Source organism: uncultured Sphingomonas sp., from assembly GCF_913776855.1.
Taxonomy (GTDB): domain Bacteria; phylum Pseudomonadota; class Alphaproteobacteria; order Sphingomonadales; family Sphingomonadaceae; genus Sphingomonas.
Genome location: NZ_CAJYQD010000047.1, coordinates 1 through 20,308, shown reverse-complemented (window position 1 = coordinate 20,308; position 20,308 = coordinate 1). Strand labels below are relative to the sequence as shown.

The following is a 20,308-nucleotide window of genomic DNA, read 5'->3' as shown; positions in this document are numbered from 1 at the left end:
GTCGGCATAGGCCATTGCCGACACGGACCGCGCGCCTTAGCTACCGGGACATGGCTGATCCCTATGCAACCCTTGGCGTCGCGCGCGGCGCGACCGAAGCAGACATCAAGAAGGCGTATCGCAAGCTCGCCAAGGAACTGCACCCCGACCGGAACAAGGACAACAAGGCCGCGTCCGACCGCTTTACCAAGGTCACGCAGGCCTATGACCTGCTGACCGACAAGGACAAGCGCGCGCGGTTCGACCGGGGTGAGATCGATGGCGACGGCAATCCGGCATCGCCGTTCGGCTTCGGCGCCGGGGGTGGCACCGGCGGCTTCCGTCCCGGTCCCGGCGGACGCGGTGGGTTCGATATGGGTCCCGAAGGGCAGGGCGGCGATTTTTCGGACATTTTCGAAGGGCTGTTCGGCGGGCGCGGCGGCGGCGGCGGTGGGTTCGCCAGCGGTTTCGGGCGGCGGCCGCAGCCAAAGGGCGGCAATGTCGCCTATCGGTTGCAGGTGCCGTTCGAGGATGCGGCGAAGCTCAGCCCGCAGCGTATCACGCTGGCCGATGGCAAGACGATCGACCTGAAGCTGCCCGCCGGCGTCGACACCGGTACGCAGATGCGCCTGACCGGCAAGGGCGATGTCGGCCCCGGCGGCGCGGGCGACGCGATCGTCACGGTCGAAGTGCAGCCGCACCGTTTCTATACCCGCGATGGCGACGACGTGCGCGTCGACCTGCCGATCAACCTAGCCGAAGCGGTACTGGGCGGAAAAGTGCGCGTGCCGACCGTCGAGGGCGCAGTGATGCTGAGCGTGCCCAAGGGTGCGACGTCGGGCAAGACGCTGCGCCTCAAGGGGCGGGGATTCCACCGGAAAGACGGCACGCGCGGCGATCAGCTGGTCACGCTGATGGTCGAACTTCCGGCCGATGACGCCGAGCTGACGGCGTTCGTCACCGGTTGGAGCGGCGCGGACACGGACCTGCGGGCGAAGCTGGGCGTTTGATCCGGCTGCGAAACTTTCCGAAACGAACCGAATGACCGAGCTGCCGTCCCCGACCAGTCCCGAGGCCCGGCACCGCGAAGGGCGCCCGGCGCTGTCGCGGCTGCGGCCGTCCGCGCGCGCGATCGAGGTGATGAAGCGGGTTGCGATCGGCACGTTCAACGACGGCTTCACCCATGCCGGGAACCTTGCCTATCTCTCGCTGCTGACGCTGTTCCCGTTCTTCATCGTCGCGGCGGCGATCGCGCGGGCCGTGGGGCGCAGCGGGGACAGCATCCATGCGGTGACCGCGTTCCTGCAGACCGTGCCGCCCGAGGTGGCGAATGTCCTGCAACAGCCGATCCTCGACGTGCTGCAGGCGCGGTCGGGGTCGCTGCTGTGGCTGGGCGCGCTGGTCGGACTGTGGACCACGACCGGCTTCATCGAAACGGTGCGGTCGATCCTGCGCCAGGCGTACGGCATCCCGTTCTCGCGACCCTTCTGGGAATATCGGCTGGGGTCGATCGGACTGATCGTCGGATCGGTCGTGATGCTGATGATCGCGTTCAGCCTTCAGGTCGTGCTGGTCGGTATCGAGCAGGTCATCTATCGCCTGCTGCCGTTCCTGCAGCCCTATGCCGCCTATCTGTCGATCGCGAAGCTGTTTCCGGCACTGGCGCTGTTCATCGCGCTCTACACGCTGTTCTATTCGCTCAGTCCCAAGAAATATCGGCACTCGAACTGCCCGAAATGGCCGGGGGCGGTGGCGACGGCGACCGTGTGGATCGGGACGACGCAACTGCTGCCGCTGGCGATCGATGCGCTGGGGGGATATGACCGTACCTATGGCAGCCTGGCCGGCGTGATGATCGCGCTGTTCTTCTTCTACATCGTCGGCCTGGGCGTGGTCATCGGCGGCGAATTGAACGCGGCGCTGGCGGAAACACCCGACCCTGCGCTAGAGGGTGCGGCAACAGACGAAAAAGGGAAAGTCGCGTGAACGGTTTGATGCAGGGCAAGCGGGGGGTCATCATGGGCCTCGCCAACGATCGGTCGCTGGCCTGGGGCATCGCCAAGCAGCTGGCTGCGCAGGGCGCCGAGCTTGCCTTCACCTATCAGGGCGAGGCGCTGGAGCGTCGCGTGCGGCCGCTCGCGACCGAACTGGGTGCCGATTTCCTGATCGAATGCGACGTGTCCGACATGGGCGCGCTGGACGCCGCGTTCGACACGATCGCGGCACGCTGGCCGACGATCGACTTCGTGGTCCACGCCATCGGCTTCTCGGACAAGAACGAGCTGCGCGGTCATTATTACGACACCAGCCTCGACAATTTCCTGATGACGATGAACATCAGCGTGTATTCGTTCACGGCGGTCGCAAAGCGGGCGCGGGCGCTGATGCCGAACGGTGGTACGCTGCTCACGCTGACCTATTACGGGTCGGAAAAGGTCGTGCCGCACTATAACGTGATGGGCGTCGCCAAAGCCGCGCTCGACATGTCGGTCAAGTATCTGGCGATGGACATGGGGCCGGAAAACATCCGGGTGAACGCCATTTCGGCCGGGCCGATCAAGACGCTGGCCGCCAGCGGCATCGGCGATTTCCGCTACATCCTGAAGTGGAACGAACTGAACTCGCCGCTGCGCCGCAACGTCACGATCGACGATGTGGGCGGGGCCGGGCTGTACCTGCTGAGCGATTTGTCGAGCGGCGTCACCGGTGAAATCCACCATGTCGATGCCGGCTACAACGTCATCGGCATGAAGGCCGAGGACGCGCCCGACATCGCGCTGTCGTAAGGCGGTGAGCGTCATCCGGGCGGCGACCGGTGCAGACGCGCCGGCGGTGGATGCATTGCTGCGTGCCTGTTTCCCGCGTAACGAAGAGGCGCGGCTGGTGCAGCAGCTGGCGATCGACGGCGATCTGGTGCTGGTGCTGGTCGCCGAGGATGCCGGCGCGGTGGTCGGTATGATTGCCGCCAGCCGGATGCAGGTCACCGCTGATACGCGCGAGGTCGCTGCTGTCGCCTTGGCCCCCCTGGCCGTAGATCGTCGCGTGCGGGGGCAGGGCGTGGGTGAGGCGCTGGTCGCTGCCGCCATCGCCCATCTGCGCAGTGCGCGGGTTGAGCTGGGCTTCGTGCTGGGCGATCCGGCATATTATGGCCGCTTCGGGTTCGAGGCGGCGACGGCGCGGGGGTTCGACAGCCCCTACGCCGGTGAAAACTTCATGGGCATCCGCCTGAACGACGGACCGTGCGTCCACACACCCGGCGCGGCCGTCCATGCCCGTGCCTTTGCGGCTTTGGGGGAGGACGCATGAGCCACAACAGCTTCGGGCATTTGTTCCGCTTCACGACCTGGGGCGAGAGCCATGGCCCGGCAATGGGCGCGGTGGTCGACGGGTGCCCGCCGGGGCTGGCGCTGTCGGAAGGGGACATCCAGCCGTTTCTCGACGCGCGGCGGCCGGGTACCAGCCGCTTCACGACGCAGCGGCGCGAGCCGGACGCGGTGCGCATCCTGTCGGGCGTGTTCGATGGGCGCACGACGGGCACGCCGATCAGCCTGATGATCGAGAATGTCGACCAGCGATCGAAGGATTATTCGGACGTCGCCAAGGCCTATCGCCCCGGCCATGCCGATTATGCCTATGACGCGAAATACGGTTTTCGCGACTATCGCGGTGGCGGGCGGTCGTCGGCGCGCGAGACGGCGGCGCGGGTTGCGGCAGGTGCGGTGGCGCGGCTGGTGATCCCGGAAGCGACGATCACTGCCTGGGTCGAATCGATTGGCGGCGACGCGATCGACCCGGCGAACTTCGATGCGGCGGAGATCGGCCGCAACCCGTTCTTCTGCCCCGATGCGGCGGCGGCGGCGCGGTGGGAAGCGCTGGTCGACGGCGCGCGGAAGGCCGGGTCGTCGCTGGGCGCGGTCGTGGCGTGCCGGGCCGAGGGCGTGCCGGCAGGCTGGGGCGCGCCGCTCTATGCCAAGCTGGATGCCGAACTGGCGAGTGCCGCCATGTCGATCAATGCGGTGAAGGGCGTGGAGATCGGCGATGGCTTTGCGGCGGCTTCGCTGTCGGGTGAGGCGAATGCCGACCCGATGCGGCCGGGCGCTGGTGGGCCGGAGTTCCTGGCCAACCACGCGGGCGGGATCGCCGGCGGTATTTCGACCGGGCAGCCGGTGACGCTGCGGGTGGCGTTCAAGCCGACCAGTTCGATCCTGACACCGGTCGAGACGATCGGGCCGGATGGGCAGGCGACGACGATCGCGACCAAGGGGCGGCATGACCCGTGTGTCGGCATTCGCGGGGTGCCGGTGGTCGAGGCGATGGTCGCGCTGGTACTGGCCGACCAGAAGCTGCGCCATCGCGGACAGGTGGGGTAGGGCGCCCGCCCCATTTACGGCAGGTTCGGCGCTCCCGGAGCGTTTGGCAGGACCTCCGCTATTCCCCGCCACTAAGGTCAGCTTGGCGTTCGCCAGAGGCGGTTTTGGGGATGCCGGCCGGGGCAGTCGGTCGTCGTCGTGCCACGGGCCGTCCGCGTTCCGATCCTTTCGCGCGATGGGCCGAAGGGAACTGGCGGACCCTTTTGTCGAGCCAAGGCATTGAAACTCCTGACTGACGCAAGGAGAATTTCGATGCGCAAGACCCTTTTCGCGAGCCTGTTGATCCTGGGTGGCGCCACCGCCGCTGTGGCACAGGTGCCGTCGCAGACCCAGCCGACCCAGCCGACGACCACGCAGGGCACGCCCGATCCGATGCGGCCGACCCAGCCGTCGCCGCAGACGACCGGCCCGACCAATCCGGTGCCGACGCAGCCGAACAGCCCGTCGCGGCCCGGTACGCCGACCACGGACGATACGACGACCGACGACACGACCACGCCGACCACCGGCGATTCGACGACGACCACCCCGCCGACCACCGGTACGCCGCGCTGATCCGGTGATGTGAAAAGGCCCGCCCGGAGCATGTCCGGGCGGGCCTTTTGCTATGTCTGAAGCTCAACTGGCCAACCCTATTGCCATCCCGTTTGCTTCGAGCGGAGGTTCGAGCCTGTCGAGAACCGAAGTCGAGAAGGGGGTGCCCCAAACTGGGCGTTCTCGACTATCGCTTCTCGGCAAGCTCGAAGCTGCTCGAACCGAACGGGGGCGGGGGAAGAGGCCGTCAGTCCGCGAACGGATCGCGGACAAGGATCGTGTCGTCGCGCTCCGGGCTGGTCGACACCAGCGTCACCGGGCACTGGATCAGTTCCTCGATGCGGCGGATATATTTGATCGCCTGTGCCGGCAGTTCGGCCCAGCTGCGCGCGCCGGCCGTCGATTCCGACCAGCCGGGCATGGTTTCGTAGATCGGCTCGACCCGTGCCTGATCGGCGGCATGGGCGGGGAAATAGTCGAGCACCTGGTCGCCGAGGCGATAGCCGGTGCAGATTGCCACTTCCTCGAACCCGTCAAGCACGTCGATCTTGGTGAGGGCAATGCCGGTGATGCCGCCGACCGCCGCCGCCTGCCGCACCAGCACGCTGTCGAACCATCCACAGCGGCGCTTGCGCCCCGTCACGGTGCCGAATTCATGGCCGCGCACGCCGAGGCGCTCGCCGGTTTCATTCTCCAGCTCGGTCGGGAACGGACCCGAACCGACGCGGGTGGTGTAGGCCTTGGCAATGCCCAGCACGAAGCCGACCGCGCCCGGACCCATCCCCGACCCACCCGCCGCCGTGCCGGCGATGGTGTTGGATGAGGTGACGAAGGGATAGGTGCCGTGGTCGATGTCGAGCAGCACACCCTGCGCGCCTTCGAACAGGATGCGCTTGCCAGTCGACTTGGCCTGCGCCAGCACGCGCCATACCGGCTGTGCATAGGGCAGGACGAAATCGGCGATCGCACGCAGCTCGGCGATCAGCTGTTCACGGTCGATGGCGGGTTCGTTGAAGCCGGCGCGCAGCGCGTCGTGATGCGCGGTCAGGCGGTCGAGCTGCGGCTCCAGCTGGTCGAGATGGGCGAGGTCGCACACGCGGATCGCGCGGCGGCCGACCTTGTCCTCATATGCCGGGCCGATGCCGCGACGGGTGGTGCCGATCTTGCCCGCGCCGCTCGCATCCTCGCGCAAACCGTCGAGGTCGCGGTGGAAGGGGAGGATCAGCGAGCAGGTCTCGGCGATCATCAGCGTGTCGGGCGTGACCGACACGCCCTGTTCGCGCAGGCGTTCGACCTCCGCCTTCAGCGCCCACGGGTCGAGGACAACGCCGTTGCCGACGATCGACGGCGTGCCGCGCACGATGCCCGAGGGTAGCAGCGACAGTTTATAGGTGGTGCCACCGACGACCAGCGTGTGGCCGGCATTGTGCCCGCCCTGGAACCGGACGACCATGTCGGCGCGTTCCGCCAGCCAGTCGACGATCTTGCCCTTGCCCTCGTCACCCCATTGGGCGCCGATCACCGCTACGTTCGCCACGTCCATACCCTCATGCAATGCGCGTTTCCGCGCTGCACTAGGCCGCTCGGGCGCTGCCGTCCACCTTGGGCGAGGCCGGAGCGCCCGGAATATGACGATAGAGTTGCGATTCCTCGTGCAGGATGCGGGCGTGCAGCGCGGCGAGGACCGCCTGCGTATCGCGTTCGAAGCCGTCGGCGTCGCCGGCAATCGCCTCGCTGGTCCAGTGGCGAATATACGCCTTGAACCCGTCGGCCAGCCCGCCGACCTCCTCGGCCGATCGCCGGGCGAGATCCGCGACCGCCGCCGCCGGGCTGCGCCGGAGCATCGGGTACAGCAGCAGATCCTCCTTCGCGAGATGGGCCAGCAACTTGCGGCTGAGCGACCAGCGGGCAGTGGCGACCGCCACCGGATCGAGTGGACGCTGCCGCGCGTGCAGCAGCAGGTCGGCGGCGGTCGTTTCGATGTCGAGGTGTTCGGCGACCAGCGTATCGTGGCTCAGCATCGGTACGTCCTTGCTATCGGAAGACCGTCAGCCTTCGCCCCCGCGGGTTAACAAACCGTATCGCCGTGCCCCACTCGACATCGCCGGCCCAACCGCGCAAGACTGAGGCCCAACGATAGCCGACAGGAGAGCGCATCCATGAAACTTGCCAGCCTCAAGCACGGTCGCGATGGCCGGTTGGTCGTCGTGTCCTCCGATCTGGCATGGTATGCCGATGCGAGCGGAGTCGTGCCGACGCTGCAGGCCGCGCTGGACGATTGGGACCGCTATGCCGGCGACCTGCGCAACCTGGCCACCGATCTCGACCATGACGTCATCCCGAAGGAGCGGTTCCATGAGCGGGACGCCGCATCGCCGCTGCCGCGGGCGTATCAATGGGCGGACGGATCGGCCTATGTGAACCATGTCGCTCTGGTGCGGCAGGCACGCGGGGCGGAGATGCCGGAGACGTTCTGGCACGATCCGCTGATGTATCAGGGCGGGTCGGACGGCTTCCTCAGCCCCCGCGATCCGATCCCGCTTGGCGATGCGGCGTGGGGCTGCGATTTCGAGGCCGAGGTGGTGGTCGTCACCGGTGATGTGGCCATGGGTGCTTCGCGCGAGGAGGCGCTGGCGGCGGTGCGGCTGGTCGGGCTGACCAACGACGTGTCGCTGCGCGGGTTGATTCCGGGCGAGCTGGCCAAGGGGTTCGGCTTCTTCCAGTCGAAGCCGGCATCGGCATTCTCCCCTGTCTTCGTGACGCCGGACGCGCTGGGCGACTGGTGGCAGAACGGCAAGCTGCATCGGCGGATGTGCGTAGACCTGAACGGCAAGCCGTTCGGCCGGGCGCAGGCGGGCGAGGACATGACGTTCGATTTCGGCACGCTGATCGCCCATGCCGCGAAAACGCGGGCGCTGGGCGCGGGGACGATCATCGGGTCGGGGACGGTATCGAACCGCGACGCCGATGGCGGGCCGGGCAAGCCGGTGGCGGACGGCGGCGTCGGTTATTCCTGCCTCGCCGAAATCCGCACGGTCGAGACGATCCGCGGCGGCAAGGCGGAGACGCCGTTCCTGCAGAGCGGCGACACGGTCCGCATCTGGGCGGAGGACGACCGGCATCATCCGATCTTCGGCGTGATCGAGCAGACGGTCGCCTGACGCGGATGGAACGCCCCCGGCGGTTGCGGATTGAACCGGTATCGCAACTATCCGGGGGTGCCATGTCCGTCGTTCGAAGCTGCCGCTGGCTGATGCCGGCCCTGTTGGCGGGCTGCACCATGGCGGAAGGGACGCGGCCGGTCGCGACGGTCGCGTCCACGCCTGCGACAACGACGACGAAGGCGGTGCCGACGCCTGCCGACCGGTTCGGGCCGCTGTTCGAAGCGGTACAGATGCGCCGCATCTTTCCCGATGGAAAGACGTTCGTCGATGCGGTGCCGCGGCGGCCCGATGCCGACATCATAGCCGATTTCCGCAAGCGACCGCTGGACGATGCGGCGCTCAAGGCATTCGTGCTTGCCAATTTCGACGTACCGGGGCTGTTGCCGGTGCCCGAATCCGACCACGGCCCGCGCCTGCCGATCGAGCGGCATATCGCCGCGCTATGGCCGCATTTGACCCGCGATCCGGTGACGCCGGAGCGGGGGTCGAGTGCGCTGGCGGTCAAGGACCGGTTCGTGGTGCCGGGCGGGCGGTTTCGCGAGCTATATTATTGGGACAGCTATTTCACGATGCTGGGGCTGGTCGCTGACAAGCGGCAGGACCTGGTCGAATCGATGCTCGACGGGTTCGTCGACCTGGTCGAGCGGTACGGTCATGTGCCCAACGGCACGCGGACCTATTATCTCAGCCGGTCGCAGCCGCCGTTCCTGTACCTGATGATGGGTCTGTCGCAGAACCGTGACCCCAAGGTTGCGGCGCGGCGACTGGCGGCGCTGAAGCGCGAACATGCGTTCTTCACGTCGCCGGAGCGGACGGTGACGCTGCCCGATGGCGCGGTGTTGCAGCATTATTGGGATGCGCGGACCAGCCCCCGCGACGAATCGTGGCGCGAGGATGTCGAGACGGCGAATGCGGCGGGTCGGCCGGCGCGCGACACCTATCGCGACCTGCGCGCCGGGGCGGAGAGCGGCTGGGACTATTCGTCGCGCTGGCTGGGCGACGGGCGGACGCTGGCGACGATCGACACGACCGACATCCTGCCCGCCGACCTCAACAGCCTGCTCTGGGGTATGGAACGGGCGATCGCTGAAGGGGCGGCGAAGGCTGGCGACACGGCGACCGCGCGCGACTTTGCCGACCGGGCGGCGAAGCGCGGTGCGGCGATCGATCGCTGGCTGTGGAGCGAGGCCGGGGGACGCTATGGCGATTACGACGTCAAGCGGGCGCTGCTGCGCGACGGGGTGACGGCGGCGACCGCCTATCCCTTGTTCGTCGGCCTGGCCACCGGACCGCGCGCGGCACGGGTGGCGGATACGATCGAGCGGCGGTTGCTGGCGCCCGGCGGCCTGCGCACGACCACGGTCGATACCGGGCAGCAATGGGACAAGCCCAATGGCTGGGCCCCGCTGCAATGGATCGCGATCGACGGGCTGGACCGTAGCGGCAACCGCGCACTGGCGGACAAGATCGCGCGGCGGTTCCTGGCGACGGTGGAGCGGGAATATGCGGCGTCGGGCAAGCTGGTCGAGAAATATGACGTCGAGGAAGTGAAGCCCGGCGGTGGCGGGGAATATGCGTTGCAGGACGGATTCGGGTGGACCAACGGCGTCACGCGGGCGCTGATGGTGCGGGCCGGCCGGTGACGCGCGGGGTCAAAGTTCACTAAGTTCACACTCGTGCGCGGTTTGCGCTGTGGATGTTGAACCCTATTGCCACGGACGTCATCCCAGCGAAGGCTGGGATCTTCTGGTTGTAGCGCGGGACAGGAACCGAACGAGACCCCAGCCTTCGCTGGGGCGACGATCGGGGCGGGCAGGGTGGCGGACGGTTCAAACAGCGACGCCGAGGATGGCATCCCGCGACCGTGTAGGAAAGCTCATGCCGTCCACGCCGCCACATCGTCCTGCCGCCCGATCAGCGCGAGGCCGTGGGCGACCGAGGTCAGTTCGTTGCCCGACGCCAGCCGGTCCTGCCCGAACCGGTCGGCAAAGGCGCGGCGGATGGCGGGGGTGAGCGAGGTGCCGCCGGTCAGGAACACGCGGTCGATGCCGTCCGCTTCCAGCCCGGCCTCCGCCAGCGCGCGGTCGACCGTCGCCATGATCCGGGCGAGGTCGTCGGTGATCCATGCTTCGAACTGGTCGCGGGTGACCTGCGCTTCGATGGCGATGCCGCCCCCTTCGAACGCGAAGGTCGCCTCGTCGCCCGTGGACAGCGCGCGCTTCACCTGACCGACTGCGTCGTAGAGCGGATAGCCCTGTTCGCCCTCGATCACCGCGATCATCCGTTCGATCGTGGCGGGATCGGTCGCGGCGCGGCGGAGCTTGTCGAGTTCGGCCATGGTCTTGCGATTGCGCATCAGTGCGAGGCGCGACCAGTCGGTGAAGTCGGTGAAATGGCCCGCCGGGATTTCCAGCACCTTGTCGAACGAGCGATAGGTGCCGCCCTTGCCGAGCAGCGGCAGGACCAGCTTGTCGAGGATGCGGCGGTCGAACTGGTCGCCGGCGATGCCGATGCCGGCATGGCCCAAGGGCCGCGCGCGGCGGTCGCTGCCGGGTGCTTCCAATCGGACGACCGAGAAGTCGCTGGTGCCGCCGCCGAAATCGGCGACGAGGATCGTCGCGGCGTCGGTCAGCGTCGCGGCATGGCTGAACGCGGCGCCGAGCGGTTCGTAGACATAGACGATCTCCGCACCCAGCGCGGCGAACATCGCGTCGTAGCGTGCCCGTGCGAGCGCTTCGTCGGGGCGGTGGCCGGCATAGGTGATCGGGCGGCCGACGACGATCCGCTTTGCGCCGTTCAGCACGCCATGCGCGCGGGCGGCGAGGCGGTCGAGGAACGCGCGGCCGAGGTCTTCGAACCGGTAGCGTTTGGTGAAGATCGGCGCGGTGTCGAAGCTGGGGCTGGCGGCGACCGACTTGAACGATTGCAGGAAGCGGCAGCCTTCCGGGAATTGCAGATATTCGTCGATCGCCCAGGGGCCGGCCTCGACCGCGATGCCGCCGGGGACGTCGTCCTGCCAGAAACACAGCGCGGAGCGGAACACGGCGTCCGTGCCGTCGGGACCGTCGAGCGGAACGAGGGTCGCACCATCGGCATCGGTGCGGGCGAGGACGGAATTGGTAGTGCCGAAATCTAGGCCGAGGGACATGGAAGCTCCGGGCAGCGGCGGGACGCCCTACACGGGTTGCCTCGGTTTGTCTTGGGGGTGTTGGCGTATGGCTGCAAAGGCGGTTGCTGGGGGGCACCGGCCGGTGGACCGCGCATGGCCGTATCCCCGCGCAGGCGGGGATACTGCAGTTGGTTGGCGGGGGCTGTTCTTCCCCGACGCACCTCGGCTGAGGCCGATGCACGATCGGGGTGGGGTTAGCGGGTTGCCCGGACTGGTGCCGGTGCCGGCGCAGTGGCTACCGGCGGGGTTCCGGCAGGAGCGGCGCCAACCGGCGGCGGCGGCGGGAGCTGGCCATTAGCCGGCGGCGGCGGCGGGGCTGCACCGTCGGCGGGCGGCGGGGGCGGAGGCATGGCACCGGGAGCGCAACCCGGACCACCCGGACCGCCGGGGCCACCCGGCCCACCGGGACCGCGCGCGTCAGGACCATCCGGACCGTGCGGGCCGGGGCCGCGGCCTTCGGGGCCGTGGCCGGGGCGCGGCGGCGGCGGGCCGACCGGCGTCACCTTACCCGCCGCATCGACCACATAGGATGCGCGCAGCTGTCCGTCGTCATAGCGGCCCTGGACCTGTACCGGGGCGCCCTTCGTCACGCCGGCGTCGCGGGCGCCGTCGATCATCGCCTTGCCGGTGCCGTCCTGTACGACGAAGCGATCGCCATAGACTTCGGCGACGCGGCCCTTGACCGTCACCACGCCGCTGCTGCTGGCCAGCTTCGCGACCGGCGTTGCCACGGTCGGCGCCATTTCGACGCCCGGCCGGGTCAGCGATACCGCGCCGGCCCCGCCCGCCGCGCCGATGGCAAGGCCGATCGCCACGCCGAGGCCCAGCTTGGCCGGACTGCCGAGAGAAAATTTCGCCATGTGCTTCACTCCTTGGTTGTTCGATGAAGCCGTTCTAGCGATTCGTCCCCTCGCCACGCTGAACCCGGCGGTTCAGTTTCGGTTTAAGCCGGGCGGATAGCGGAGGACCCATGCGCATATTGCTTGTCGAGGACGATCCCGATCTGGGCCCCGCCATCGCGCGGGCGTTGCGTGGCGAACACTGCGCGGTCGACCTGTGTGCCAGCGGGATCGACGCACAGCATCTGGGCGAGACCGAGCGCTATGACGTGGCGGTGCTGGACCTGGGGCTGCCCGACCGCGAGGGGACGGCGGTGTTGAAGGGATGGCGCGAGGGGGGGCGCGACCTGCCGGTGCTGGTGTTGACCGCGCGCGACGGTTGGTCGGACAAGGTGGCCGGGTTCAAGGCCGGGGCCGATGATTTCCTGACCAAGCCGTTCCGGGTCGAGGAGCTGATGATGCGGCTGCGCGCGCTGGTGCGGCGGTCGGCCGGGCATGGCGCGACGCGGATAACGTGCGGGCCACTGGCGTATGAGACGCAGACCGGGGTGTTCGAACTGGACGGGCTGCCGATCAAGCTGACCGCGCTGGAACACCGGGTGCTGGCCGCACTGATGCTGGCGAAGGAGACGGTGATCGAGCGGCTGGACCTGATGGAGCGAGTCTATGAAGGCGATGCCGATGTCGATTCCAACAGCCTGGAGGTCATTATCGGGCGGCTGCGCAAGAAGATCGGCGCGTCGTTGATCGAAACGGTGCGCGGGCGGGGATACCGGCTGACGGCGGGACAGCCATGATGGTGCCCCGGTCGATCCATGGGCGGATGCTGGCGCTGTCGGTCGCGATGACGCTGGTGGCGTTGCCGGTGGCAGGCGTGTCGATCGGGCAGGTGCTGGAGCGGTTCGTCACGCACGGCGTCGACGAACGGCTGGCCGACCGGCTGCGCCTGCTGGGCGCGGTGGTCCGCGACGATGGCAGCATCGACCGCGCGCTGTTGGCCCGGCCGGGGGTGGAGGACGCTTTTGCGCGCGGCGCCGTATGGACGATCGATGCGCCAGGTGGCGCGATCGGCAGTGCGATGCTGCCGATCGCCGGACCGCCCGCGCCACCGGTACCGCGCGGGCCGCGTCCGCCGGTCGGCCGTGCGGAGGGGGAGCCGTTCGATACCGAACTGGCCGACGGCACGCGGATGCACGGGGTGATGCTGGTGCGCGATACGCCGGCCGGGCCGGTGCGGCTGGGCGTGGCGGTGCCGCGACAGGACATCGAACAGCCGCTGCGCGGGGCGATGCTGCCGTTGCTGGCGACGCTGGCGATCGTCGCGCTGGTGCTGGCGGCGGCGACGTTGGTGCAGCTGCGGCTGGGGCTGCGACCGCTCAGGACGTTGCGCGAACGGGTGGCGGCGGTGCGGACCGGGGCGGCGGGCGACGTGCCGGAGGATCAGCCCGACGAACTGCGGCCGCTGGCAATCGAGCTGAACGCGCTGCTGCGCGACAATGACGCCGCGCTGGCGAGTGCGCGCGCGTCGGCGGCGAACCTGGCCCATGCATTGAAGACTCCGGTGGCGACGCTGGCATTGGACCTCGGTGACGATCCCAGGGCGGGGCAGGTGGCGCGGATCGATGCGACGATCCGCCATCACCTGTCGCGGGCGCGGGGCGGGGTGGTCGACCGGCGGGCGGCGACGGCGCTGCGGCCGGCGGTCGAGGCGCTGGTCGGGGTGGTGCGGGCGCTGCACCGGGGCGGGGGCGTGACGGTTGCGGCCGATATCGCCGATGTGACGGTGGCGGTCGATGCGGCGGACCTGGACGAACTGGCCGGCAACCTGATCGACAATGCCGCGCGCCATGCCCGGTCCGCCGTGCGGGTCGTAGCGGTGCGCGAGGGCGCGATGGTGCGCCTGTCGGTCAGTGACGACGGTCCCGGCATCCCCGCCGTCGACCGGGCGCGGGCGACCGATCCGGGCGTGCGGCTGGACGAACGCGGCGACGGGCATGGCTTCGGCCTGGCGATCGTGCGCGACCTTGCGGCCCTCTATGGTGGGCGGCTGGAGCTTGGCGAGGCGGACGGCGGCGGGTTGGCCGCCGCCGTCACGCTGCCGATCAGCGCGGCAGCTGGAACATGAAGCGCTGCGCGTTGCCGGTGCAGGCGGTGTTGTTGTCGGGGCGGTAGCTGCTGCGGAAGCGGGTGTCGGTCACGATCTTCTGCGCGGCATCGCCGAACACGAACGGGGGATAGGCAGCGACGGTGCGCGGGGTCAGCGTGTGGCCATCGGCGGCGATGTCGAACTCGACCTTGGCCCAGCCTTCGAAGCCCATCTGCAATGCTTCCTGCGGATAGCCGCCGGGCGCGCCCGAGCGGGCGATGGCCGGCGTGGGGGCGATCAGCGCGCATTGATCGCTGCTGAGGCCGGTGCGGGTGAAGGCGGCCTGCGCTGCGGCGGTGTCGCCGCTTTGTGCCGCCAGGTCGGCGCGGTTGAGCAGGGCGGCGACCTTCAGCGGATGGGTGTCGGGCAGCGGCGCGGCCAGCACGGCATCGATCAGTTGGGTGCGTTCGGCCGCGCGGACCTGACTGCCGCCATTGGCCAGCATCATCCGCACCGTCGCCGCAGACAGCGGATCGGCGGCGACCTCCGGTCGGCGCAGGACCGTGCGGAAGCCGTCGAGGACCTGTCGATATTCCTTTGCCGCGACATAGGCATCGCTGATCCGGAAACGGGTGGCGACCGCCACGGGGGCGTTCGTCGCCTGGGCGAGGGTCAGCGCTTCGGCCACGAGCGGGCGGGCTTCTTCGGCATTGACGAGTTGCGAATTGAACATCCAGCCGAGCGCGCGCAACTCGGCGATCCGGTCGCCGGCGGCGCGGGCGCGCTGTACCTCCGCGCGGGCCAGCGGCAGGGCGCGGGCGGCGGGCTGTTCTTCCCAGGCGAAGGCGGGCGATCCCTTCGACGTCAGCCAGGCGTCGAACGCTTCGTCGAGCGGCTGGCTGATCGACGGGCGTTCGGCGGCGGTCGAGCAGCGCAGTTCCACCCGCGCCGTCTGTCGCCAGAAGGCGGGGATGGTCACCGCGTCGGAGGGCTGCCACGACCAGTCGCCGACCGATCGGGCCAGCGCCAGCGCCACCGTGCGGTTGCCGGTGGTGTAGATGGGCGAGACGTTGCGGACGATGCCGTCGTCGCCCAGCGAAAATTCGATGACCGCGACATCGGTCGGCTTCAGCCCGGTGGCCGCACCGCAGGGCGGCAGCTCCATCTGGCGCGCGCCGGCGAAGGGCGCCTTTTCCATCCGCGCCGCGCCGGTATAGGAGAGATAGGTCCGTGCGCGTTCGCGATCGCCGTTCAGCAGTGCGGCCTGCGCCAGGTCGGCACGGGTCGCGACCTCCGACAGGTTGACGCGATTGTCGAGGCCACCCTGTTTCTTCAGCGAATCCTTCAGCACGCTATAGGCGTCGGCATGGCGCCCTTCGTTCAGCAGCACGCGGGCATAGCGGGTCTGGACCGCCGCGACCGTCGCCTTGTCGATATCAGGTTCGGCTTCGGTCAGCCTGCGCGCTTCCTCGGCGTAGGCGAGCGCGCGGCCGTCATGATCGAACGACAGGGTGCGGGCCAGCGCCAGCAGCGGGATCACCCGGTCGACGCCCTTGGCCAGGTCGAGCGCAGCCTTGTACGCGGTCGCGGCCGTATCATAATCGAATGCGTCATAGGCGACGTCGCCCAGTGCCCGATGCGCGGCGCCGAGGTCGGCGACGAATTCGTCGGGCTTTGCAGCAAGCGCGGGGAGGCCGCGACGGATCGCGGCGGCACCGGCCGCGCTGTCGCCGGTGCGGACGCGGCAGATGCCGCTGCGCACCGCGATCGCTCCGGTCAGCAGCGGGTTCTTGCTGGTCGCGGTGCGTCGTTCGAGCGCGTCGTACAGCTTCAGCGCCTCGACGCAGTTCCTGGCGGAATAGGCGGCGTTGGCGGCGTCGAACTGTTCCTGCAGGGTCAACGGCTTGGCAATGGCGGCCGGCGGTGCGGGGACGGTGGCCTGAACCAGCGCCAGCAGGCCGTGCAGAATCGGATCGACCATCTTTCCCCCCTGTTTGTGCGGAAGAAAGCACGGCATTGTTACAGCGTCGATGGGGGATGCGATGAAGCGAGGGGCCGGTTTTGGAGGATGGGCGGCGGCGTTGTTGCTGGCGGCGGTGCCGGCGGGGGCGACGCCGCCCGCCTATCCGCCGCGGACGATCCTGTTGTTCGTCGCCTCATGGTGTGCGCCGTGCCATGGAGAGATCGCGGGACTGCCCCGGCTGCGGGAGGCGGCGGGGTCGTGGCGGGTGCTGGTGGTGCCGATCGATCGCGGGCGGGCGACGGCGGCGATGATGGCGGGCGTCCCGTCGGCCGGGCGATGGGTGCCGGATGCGGTGCAACTGGCGGCGATCCGCGAGGACCTGTTCGGAGAGACGGCGGGGTTGCCGTTCAGTGTTGCGATCGGCGGTGACGGGCGGCCGTGCGGGTCGCATCGCGGGGTGTTGAGTGCCGCGCGGGTGGCGGCATTGCGGGCGGGCTGTGGAGGTGCGTGACCTCGCCTTGCGTGAGGCCTAATTTGATGGAGTTCGTTGCGACGGTACTTGTCGATTAACGTACCGCGTACCCCCGCGCAGGCGGGGGCCAGGGTTCCGGGCACAAGCCGTTGTTCTGCTTGGCTCTGGACCCCCGCCTGCGCGGGGATTCGGTATCGGAGGTCTCGCGTTCGCGGGCCGATGAGAAGCGGTACCCCAGCCTGGGCTGGGGTACCATCGGCGCCTACAGCGTGACGCTGCCCCCCGTGCCGCCGCGCAGGGTCAGCGACTTCACCACATTGCCCTGTCGGACATTCACCTGATTGACCTGTGCGCGGTACACATCGGTCAGCACGGTCGAGCGGACCGCCACCATCTTCGGCTTGCGCGGAGCTTTTCCCACATAGTCGATGCGGACCTGCGAATGGGTGAGGTCGGTGGTGACATGGGTCAGGGGCACCGGCTTGCCGTCGATCGTGAGCGTGAAATGGCGCAGCACATAGGCCTGGAGCGCGGCAACCGCCTTCGGATCGTCGAGGCTGACCTGTGCTTGCGGAGCGATCTTCGACAGGGCCGGTTCGATGTCGTGCGCCTCGAACCGGTGCGACACGGTGACCTTGCCATCGGCCACCGTCACCACCGCGAGCGAGTCATGCCCGCGATGCGCCTGTGCCGGGGCGATCACCGTGACAGCGGCAAGGAGGACGAGCGGCGCCCTCACTTCGACACCGGCGCGGGATAGGTCTGGAGCGAGCCGGGCTTCACCTGCACGTCAAAGTCCTTCATCCGGTTTTCCAGTTCCTCGACATCCTCGATCTCCAGCACGACCGGGCGGATGCTGCCACGATAGACATTGTTCGAGCGGTCGGCATCGGCGATTTCCAGCAGCGGATCGACCTCCGCGCCGGTGATCGTCTTGCCCGTGACATACTGCCACGTCACCGCCTTTGGATTATAGCGCCACACCTCGGCCGGGATGCGGACGATCTCGGTCGTGTTGTCGCTGAAGGTCAGCTTCAGCGGGATCGGCATGACCAGGCCGCCGATGTTGCGGAACGAGAAGCGATAGAATTTGTCCTTCACCTGGAACGCGGCGCGTTCCTCCGGCGTCAGCTTGGCGAGCTTTTCGGCAAGGTCGCGGCGCTGTTGCGGGCTGACGGCGAAGCGGTCTTGCCGGTCGTAGAAGTCGCGGGTCGACGGATCGCGTTCGGTCACCGTCTTCTGTCCGGCATTGCCCCGCACGGTCAGCGAGGTGTTGTCGGCGGCGTCGAGCGCGCGGCGTTCGCGGGCATTCGCCTCCAGGTCGCCGCCGGCGATGCGGCCCTCGACAACCTTGTCGAGCGCGATGTCGACATGGTCGGTCGAATAGAACCAGCCGCGCCAGAACCAGTCGAGATCGACGCCCGAACTTTCCTCCATCGTGCGGAAGAAGTCGTAGGGCGTCGGCCGCTTGAAGCGCCAGCGGGTGGCATATTCGCGGAACGCACGGTCGAACAACTCACGGCCCAGCACGGTCTCACGCAAAATGGTCAGCGCGGTGGCGGGCTTGCCATAGCCGTTGGCGCCGAATTGCAGCACCGAATCCGACTGAGTCATCAGGGGAACCTGATTGTCGGACAGCATATATTCGGCAATGTCCTTCGGCTCGCCACGCCGCGACGGGAAATCCTTGTCCCACAGTTTTTCCGCCTGGAACTGGAGGAAGGTGTTCAGCCCTTCGTCCATCCACGTCCATTGGCGTTCGTCGCTGTTGACGATCATCGGGAACCAGTCATGGCCCACCTCGTGGATCACCACGCCGATCAGCCCGGTCTTGGCGCGTTCGGTATAGGTCAGCTGGCCGGTCTTTGGGTCCTTCACGGGCCTAGGGCCGTTGAAGGTAATCATCGGATATTCCATCCCGCCGACCGGGCCGTTCACCGACTGCGCCACCGGATAGGGGTAGGGGAAGGCGAACTTGCCGTACACGTCGATGGTGTGGGCGATCGCCTTGGTCGAGAAGGCGTCCCACAGCGGGCGCGCTTCCTTTGGATAGAAGGACATCGCCATGACGTTGGGATTGGCGGCGTAATCCTGCCGCACGTTCATCGCGTCCCATGCGAACTTGCGCGACGATGCCCAGCCGAAGTCGCGGACATTCTGCGCGGCGAAGGTCCAGGTCTTCGTACCCGACGCGCGGCTGCGTTCGGCGGCGAGTGCTTCGTCGGGGGTGACGATATACATCGGCGCGGTCGCCGACTTCGCCTGCTCCAGTCGCTGGCGCTGGGTCGGGGTCAGCACCTGATCGGGGTTTTGCAGGACGCCGGTCGCCGAGACGACATGATCGGCGGGAACGGTCAGCGCGACCTTGTAGTCGCCGAATTCCAGCGTGAATTCGCCGGCGTCGAGGAACGCCTTGTTATGCCAGCCCTCATAGTCCGAATAGACGGCGAGGCGGGGAAACCACTGCGCCCCTTCGAAGATGCAGTTGCCGTCCTCGCCCCGCTGCGTGAAACATTCATAGCCGGAGCGGCCGTCGACCACCTTTTGCTCGGCCATCGGGAACGACCAGTCGATCGACAACGTGACCTCGCCGCCATTGCCCGCGACCGGCTGCGGCAGTTCGATGCGCAGCAGCGTGTCGGTGACGCGGTGGGCGAGCGGCTGGCCATCGGCACCGCGCACGGCGGAAATGGTGAAGCCGCCTTCCCACGTTTTCATCGCCTCTACCTGGCGGATGTCGCGGATGCTGATCGACTTCGCGTCGGGCACGGTTTTCGTCAGCTCGGCGATCGACGAGCGCTTATACTGGTTCTGGTCGAGCAGCAGCCAGAGATAGGGCAGCGCATCGGGCGAGTTGTTGCGATAGCGGATCGTTTCCGTGCCGGTGACGACCTTGGTGTTCTCGTTCAGCGACACCTTGACGTCGTAATCGACCTTTTGCTGCCAGTAGCGATAGCCCGGCGCGCCCGATGCGTTGCGGTAATCGGTCGGGGTCGGCCAATCCTCGCCCTCCAGCTGGCGGAACTTGTCCTGCCAGTCGCCCTTGGTCTGGCGGATCGGGTCGGCAAGGGCGGGCGTGGTGCCGAGCAGCAGCGCGATCAGCGCGAGGCGGGGGGCAGCGGACAAGCGGGTGGGCCTTTCGGACGAATGCATGGCGCTGATCGTTGCGCGGGATACGATGCGCGTCAACCATAAGCGTCCGCGTACGAGGCGGCGAAATCGGTTCCCGTGCGTTTGCGGCGGCGACCATCTTCAAGGAAATTGCGATGACCCGACCGACCGGCACCGAAGGCTTTGCACTGAACCAGACGATGCTGCGCGTCCGCGATCCCAGTGCCAGCCTGGCCTTTTATCAGGACGTGCTGGGCATGACGTTGCTGCAGAAACTGGATTTCGAGGAGGCGGCGTTCTCGCTTTATTTTCTCGGTTTCCTGCGCGATGGCGAAGCCGTGCCGAGCGACCCAAAGGAGCGTGCGCGGTTCGTGTTCACGCGCGAAACCACGCTGGAGCTGACGCATAACTGGGGGACCGAGGACGATCCCGACTTTGCCGGCTATCACAGCGGTAACGACGATCCACGTGGGTTCGGGCATATCGGCATCAGCGTGCCCGATGTGGCCGCGGCGTGCGCGCGGTTCGAGGAACTGGGTGTGACGTTCCGCAAGCGGCCCGACGAGGGACGGATGAAGGACATCGCCTTCATCACCGATCCCGACGGCTACTGGATCGAGA

At 68.1% G+C, this 20,308-nt stretch carries 19 protein-coding genes; 12 read left to right on the top strand and 7 right to left on the bottom strand.

From position 1 onward, the window contains the following. Nucleotides 1–50 precede the first annotated feature (50 nt). The 6 genes from QZ755_RS14495 to QZ755_RS14470 all read left to right on the top strand — a co-directional run bounded on the left by QZ755_RS14495 (nucleotide 51) and on the right by QZ755_RS14470 (nucleotide 4,904). A complete protein-coding gene (locus QZ755_RS14495) occupies nucleotides 51–989 on the top strand; it encodes a DnaJ C-terminal domain-containing protein (protein ID WP_294324192.1) in 939 nt (312 codons plus the stop codon). Nucleotides 990–1,020: 31 nt separating this feature from the next. Further along, a complete protein-coding gene (locus QZ755_RS14490; RefSeq protein ID WP_294324190.1) occupies nucleotides 1,021–1,965 on the top strand; it encodes a YihY/virulence factor BrkB family protein in 945 nt (314 codons plus the stop codon). Then, nucleotides 1,962–2,765, top strand: a complete 804-nt coding sequence (gene fabI / locus QZ755_RS14485; RefSeq protein ID WP_294324188.1) for an enoyl-ACP reductase FabI — start codon at nucleotides 1,962–1,964, stop codon at nucleotides 2,763–2,765. The genes QZ755_RS14490 and fabI overlap by 4 nt, the downstream gene beginning before the upstream one ends. 4 nt (nucleotides 2,766–2,769) lie before the next feature. Further along, complete coding sequence (locus QZ755_RS14480; protein ID WP_294324186.1) at nucleotides 2,770–3,285, top strand: N-acetyltransferase; 516 nt, start codon at nucleotides 2,770–2,772, stop codon at nucleotides 3,283–3,285. Further along, entirely contained in the window at nucleotides 3,282–4,349 is a 1,068-nt protein-coding gene (gene aroC / locus QZ755_RS14475) for a chorismate synthase (RefSeq protein ID WP_294324184.1), read from the top strand. Before QZ755_RS14480 ends, aroC begins: the two co-directional genes overlap by 4 nt. Before the next feature lie 252 nt (nucleotides 4,350–4,601). After that, entirely contained in the window at nucleotides 4,602–4,904 is a 303-nt protein-coding gene (locus tag QZ755_RS14470; protein ID WP_294324182.1) for a hypothetical protein, read from the top strand. A gap of 226 nt (nucleotides 4,905–5,130) precedes the next feature. Here QZ755_RS14470 and QZ755_RS14465 read toward each other — a convergent pair whose 3' ends face one another. Continuing rightward, nucleotides 5,131–6,420: an adenylosuccinate synthase gene (locus QZ755_RS14465; protein ID WP_294324180.1), complete on the bottom strand. Its 1,290-nt coding sequence runs from the start codon at nucleotides 6,418–6,420 to the stop codon at nucleotides 5,131–5,133. A gap of 37 nt (nucleotides 6,421–6,457) precedes the next feature. Continuing rightward, nucleotides 6,458–6,904 carry a hemerythrin domain-containing protein gene (locus tag QZ755_RS14460; protein ID WP_294324179.1) on the bottom strand — a complete coding sequence of 149 codons (447 nt, stop codon included), beginning with the start codon at nucleotides 6,902–6,904 and terminating at the stop codon, nucleotides 6,458–6,460. A gap of 138 nt (nucleotides 6,905–7,042) precedes the next feature. On the opposite strand from QZ755_RS14460, the gene QZ755_RS14455 reads away from it, so the two are divergent. Continuing rightward, on the top strand, nucleotides 7,043–8,044 hold the full coding sequence (locus QZ755_RS14455) for a fumarylacetoacetate hydrolase family protein (protein ID WP_294324177.1): 1,002 nt from the start codon (nucleotides 7,043–7,045) through the stop codon (nucleotides 8,042–8,044). A gap of 62 nt (nucleotides 8,045–8,106) precedes the next feature. After that, a complete protein-coding gene (gene treF, locus QZ755_RS14450; protein WP_294324175.1) occupies nucleotides 8,107–9,690 on the top strand; it encodes an alpha,alpha-trehalase TreF in 1,584 nt (527 codons plus the stop codon). A gap of 233 nt (nucleotides 9,691–9,923) precedes the next feature. On the opposite strand, the gene QZ755_RS14445 is transcribed toward treF, so the two are convergent. Together QZ755_RS14445 and QZ755_RS14440 are read right to left on the bottom strand one after the other, a co-directional pair. Then, nucleotides 9,924–11,195, bottom strand: a complete 1,272-nt coding sequence (locus tag QZ755_RS14445) for an Hsp70 family protein (protein ID WP_294324173.1) — start codon at nucleotides 11,193–11,195, stop codon at nucleotides 9,924–9,926. Between the two features lie 215 nt (nucleotides 11,196–11,410). Further along, a complete protein-coding gene (locus tag QZ755_RS14440) occupies nucleotides 11,411–12,076 on the bottom strand; it encodes a hypothetical protein (RefSeq protein ID WP_294324171.1) in 666 nt (221 codons plus the stop codon). Nucleotides 12,077–12,186: 110 nt separating this feature from the next. Between QZ755_RS14440 and QZ755_RS14435 the strand changes: the two genes are divergently transcribed. Together QZ755_RS14435 and QZ755_RS14430 are read left to right on the top strand one after the other, a co-directional pair. Next, entirely contained in the window at nucleotides 12,187–12,852 is a 666-nt protein-coding gene (locus QZ755_RS14435; protein ID WP_294324169.1) for a response regulator transcription factor, read from the top strand. Then, on the top strand, nucleotides 12,849–14,180 hold the full coding sequence (locus QZ755_RS14430) for a HAMP domain-containing sensor histidine kinase (protein ID WP_366509179.1): 1,332 nt from the start codon (nucleotides 12,849–12,851) through the stop codon (nucleotides 14,178–14,180). The genes QZ755_RS14435 and QZ755_RS14430 overlap by 4 nt, the downstream gene beginning before the upstream one ends. Here the strand turns inward: QZ755_RS14430 and QZ755_RS14425 are convergent. Continuing rightward, complete coding sequence (locus QZ755_RS14425; protein WP_294324167.1) at nucleotides 14,158–16,122, bottom strand: energy transducer TonB; 1,965 nt, start codon at nucleotides 16,120–16,122, stop codon at nucleotides 14,158–14,160. The two genes, QZ755_RS14430 and QZ755_RS14425, sit on opposite strands and share 23 nt — an antisense overlap. Nucleotides 16,123–16,183: 61 nt before the next feature. Between QZ755_RS14425 and QZ755_RS14420 the strand changes: the two genes are divergently transcribed. Next, nucleotides 16,184–16,615 (top strand): hypothetical protein, encoded by a 432-nt coding sequence (locus QZ755_RS14420; protein WP_294324165.1) that lies wholly within the window; start codon nucleotides 16,184–16,186, stop codon nucleotides 16,613–16,615. A 223-nt stretch (nucleotides 16,616–16,838) separates the two neighbouring features. Here the strand turns inward: QZ755_RS14420 and QZ755_RS14415 are convergent, their stop codons facing one another. Then, nucleotides 16,839–17,315 (bottom strand): DUF6702 family protein, encoded by a 477-nt coding sequence (locus tag QZ755_RS14415; protein WP_294324163.1) that lies wholly within the window; start codon nucleotides 17,313–17,315, stop codon nucleotides 16,839–16,841. After that, on the bottom strand, nucleotides 17,312–19,702 hold the full coding sequence (locus tag QZ755_RS14410) for a M1 family metallopeptidase (RefSeq protein ID WP_294324161.1): 2,391 nt from the start codon (nucleotides 19,700–19,702) through the stop codon (nucleotides 17,312–17,314). Before QZ755_RS14410 ends, QZ755_RS14415 begins: the two co-directional genes overlap by 4 nt. Before the next feature lie 140 nt (nucleotides 19,703–19,842). Between QZ755_RS14410 and gloA the strand changes: the two genes are divergently transcribed. Beyond that, nucleotides 19,843–20,308: lactoylglutathione lyase (gene gloA, locus QZ755_RS14405; RefSeq protein ID WP_294324159.1), on the top strand; the 466-nt coding region annotated here is incomplete at its 3' end.

What these genes read in the sequence shown, in the direction of transcription:
- QZ755_RS14470 (WP_294324182.1), top strand. Translation starts at nt 4,602, where the DNA reads ATGCGCAAGACCCTTTTCGCGAGCCTGTTGATCCTGGGTGGCGCCACC.
- QZ755_RS14495 (WP_294324192.1), top strand. Translation starts at nt 51, where the DNA reads ATGGCTGATCCCTATGCAACCCTTGGCGTCGCGCGCGGCGCGACCGAA.
- QZ755_RS14435 (WP_294324169.1), top strand. Translation starts at nt 12,187, where the DNA reads ATGCGCATATTGCTTGTCGAGGACGATCCCGATCTGGGCCCCGCCATC.
- QZ755_RS14460 (WP_294324179.1), bottom strand. Translation starts at nt 6,904, where the DNA reads ATGCTGAGCCACGATACGCTGGTCGCCGAACACCTCGACATCGAAACG.
- QZ755_RS14420 (WP_294324165.1), top strand. Translation starts at nt 16,184, where the DNA reads ATGAAGCGAGGGGCCGGTTTTGGAGGATGGGCGGCGGCGTTGTTGCTG.
- QZ755_RS14445 (WP_294324173.1), bottom strand. Translation starts at nt 11,195, where the DNA reads ATGTCCCTCGGCCTAGATTTCGGCACTACCAATTCCGTCCTCGCCCGC.
- aroC (WP_294324184.1), top strand. Translation starts at nt 3,282, where the DNA reads ATGAGCCACAACAGCTTCGGGCATTTGTTCCGCTTCACGACCTGGGGC.
- treF (WP_294324175.1), top strand. Translation starts at nt 8,107, where the DNA reads ATGTCCGTCGTTCGAAGCTGCCGCTGGCTGATGCCGGCCCTGTTGGCG.
- QZ755_RS14490 (WP_294324190.1), top strand. Translation starts at nt 1,021, where the DNA reads ATGACCGAGCTGCCGTCCCCGACCAGTCCCGAGGCCCGGCACCGCGAA.
- QZ755_RS14430 (WP_366509179.1), top strand. Translation starts at nt 12,849, where the DNA reads ATGATGGTGCCCCGGTCGATCCATGGGCGGATGCTGGCGCTGTCGGTC.
- QZ755_RS14425 (WP_294324167.1), bottom strand. Translation starts at nt 16,122, where the DNA reads ATGGTCGATCCGATTCTGCACGGCCTGCTGGCGCTGGTTCAGGCCACC.
- QZ755_RS14455 (WP_294324177.1), top strand. Translation starts at nt 7,043, where the DNA reads ATGAAACTTGCCAGCCTCAAGCACGGTCGCGATGGCCGGTTGGTCGTC.
- QZ755_RS14440 (WP_294324171.1), bottom strand. Translation starts at nt 12,076, where the DNA reads ATGGCGAAATTTTCTCTCGGCAGTCCGGCCAAGCTGGGCCTCGGCGTG.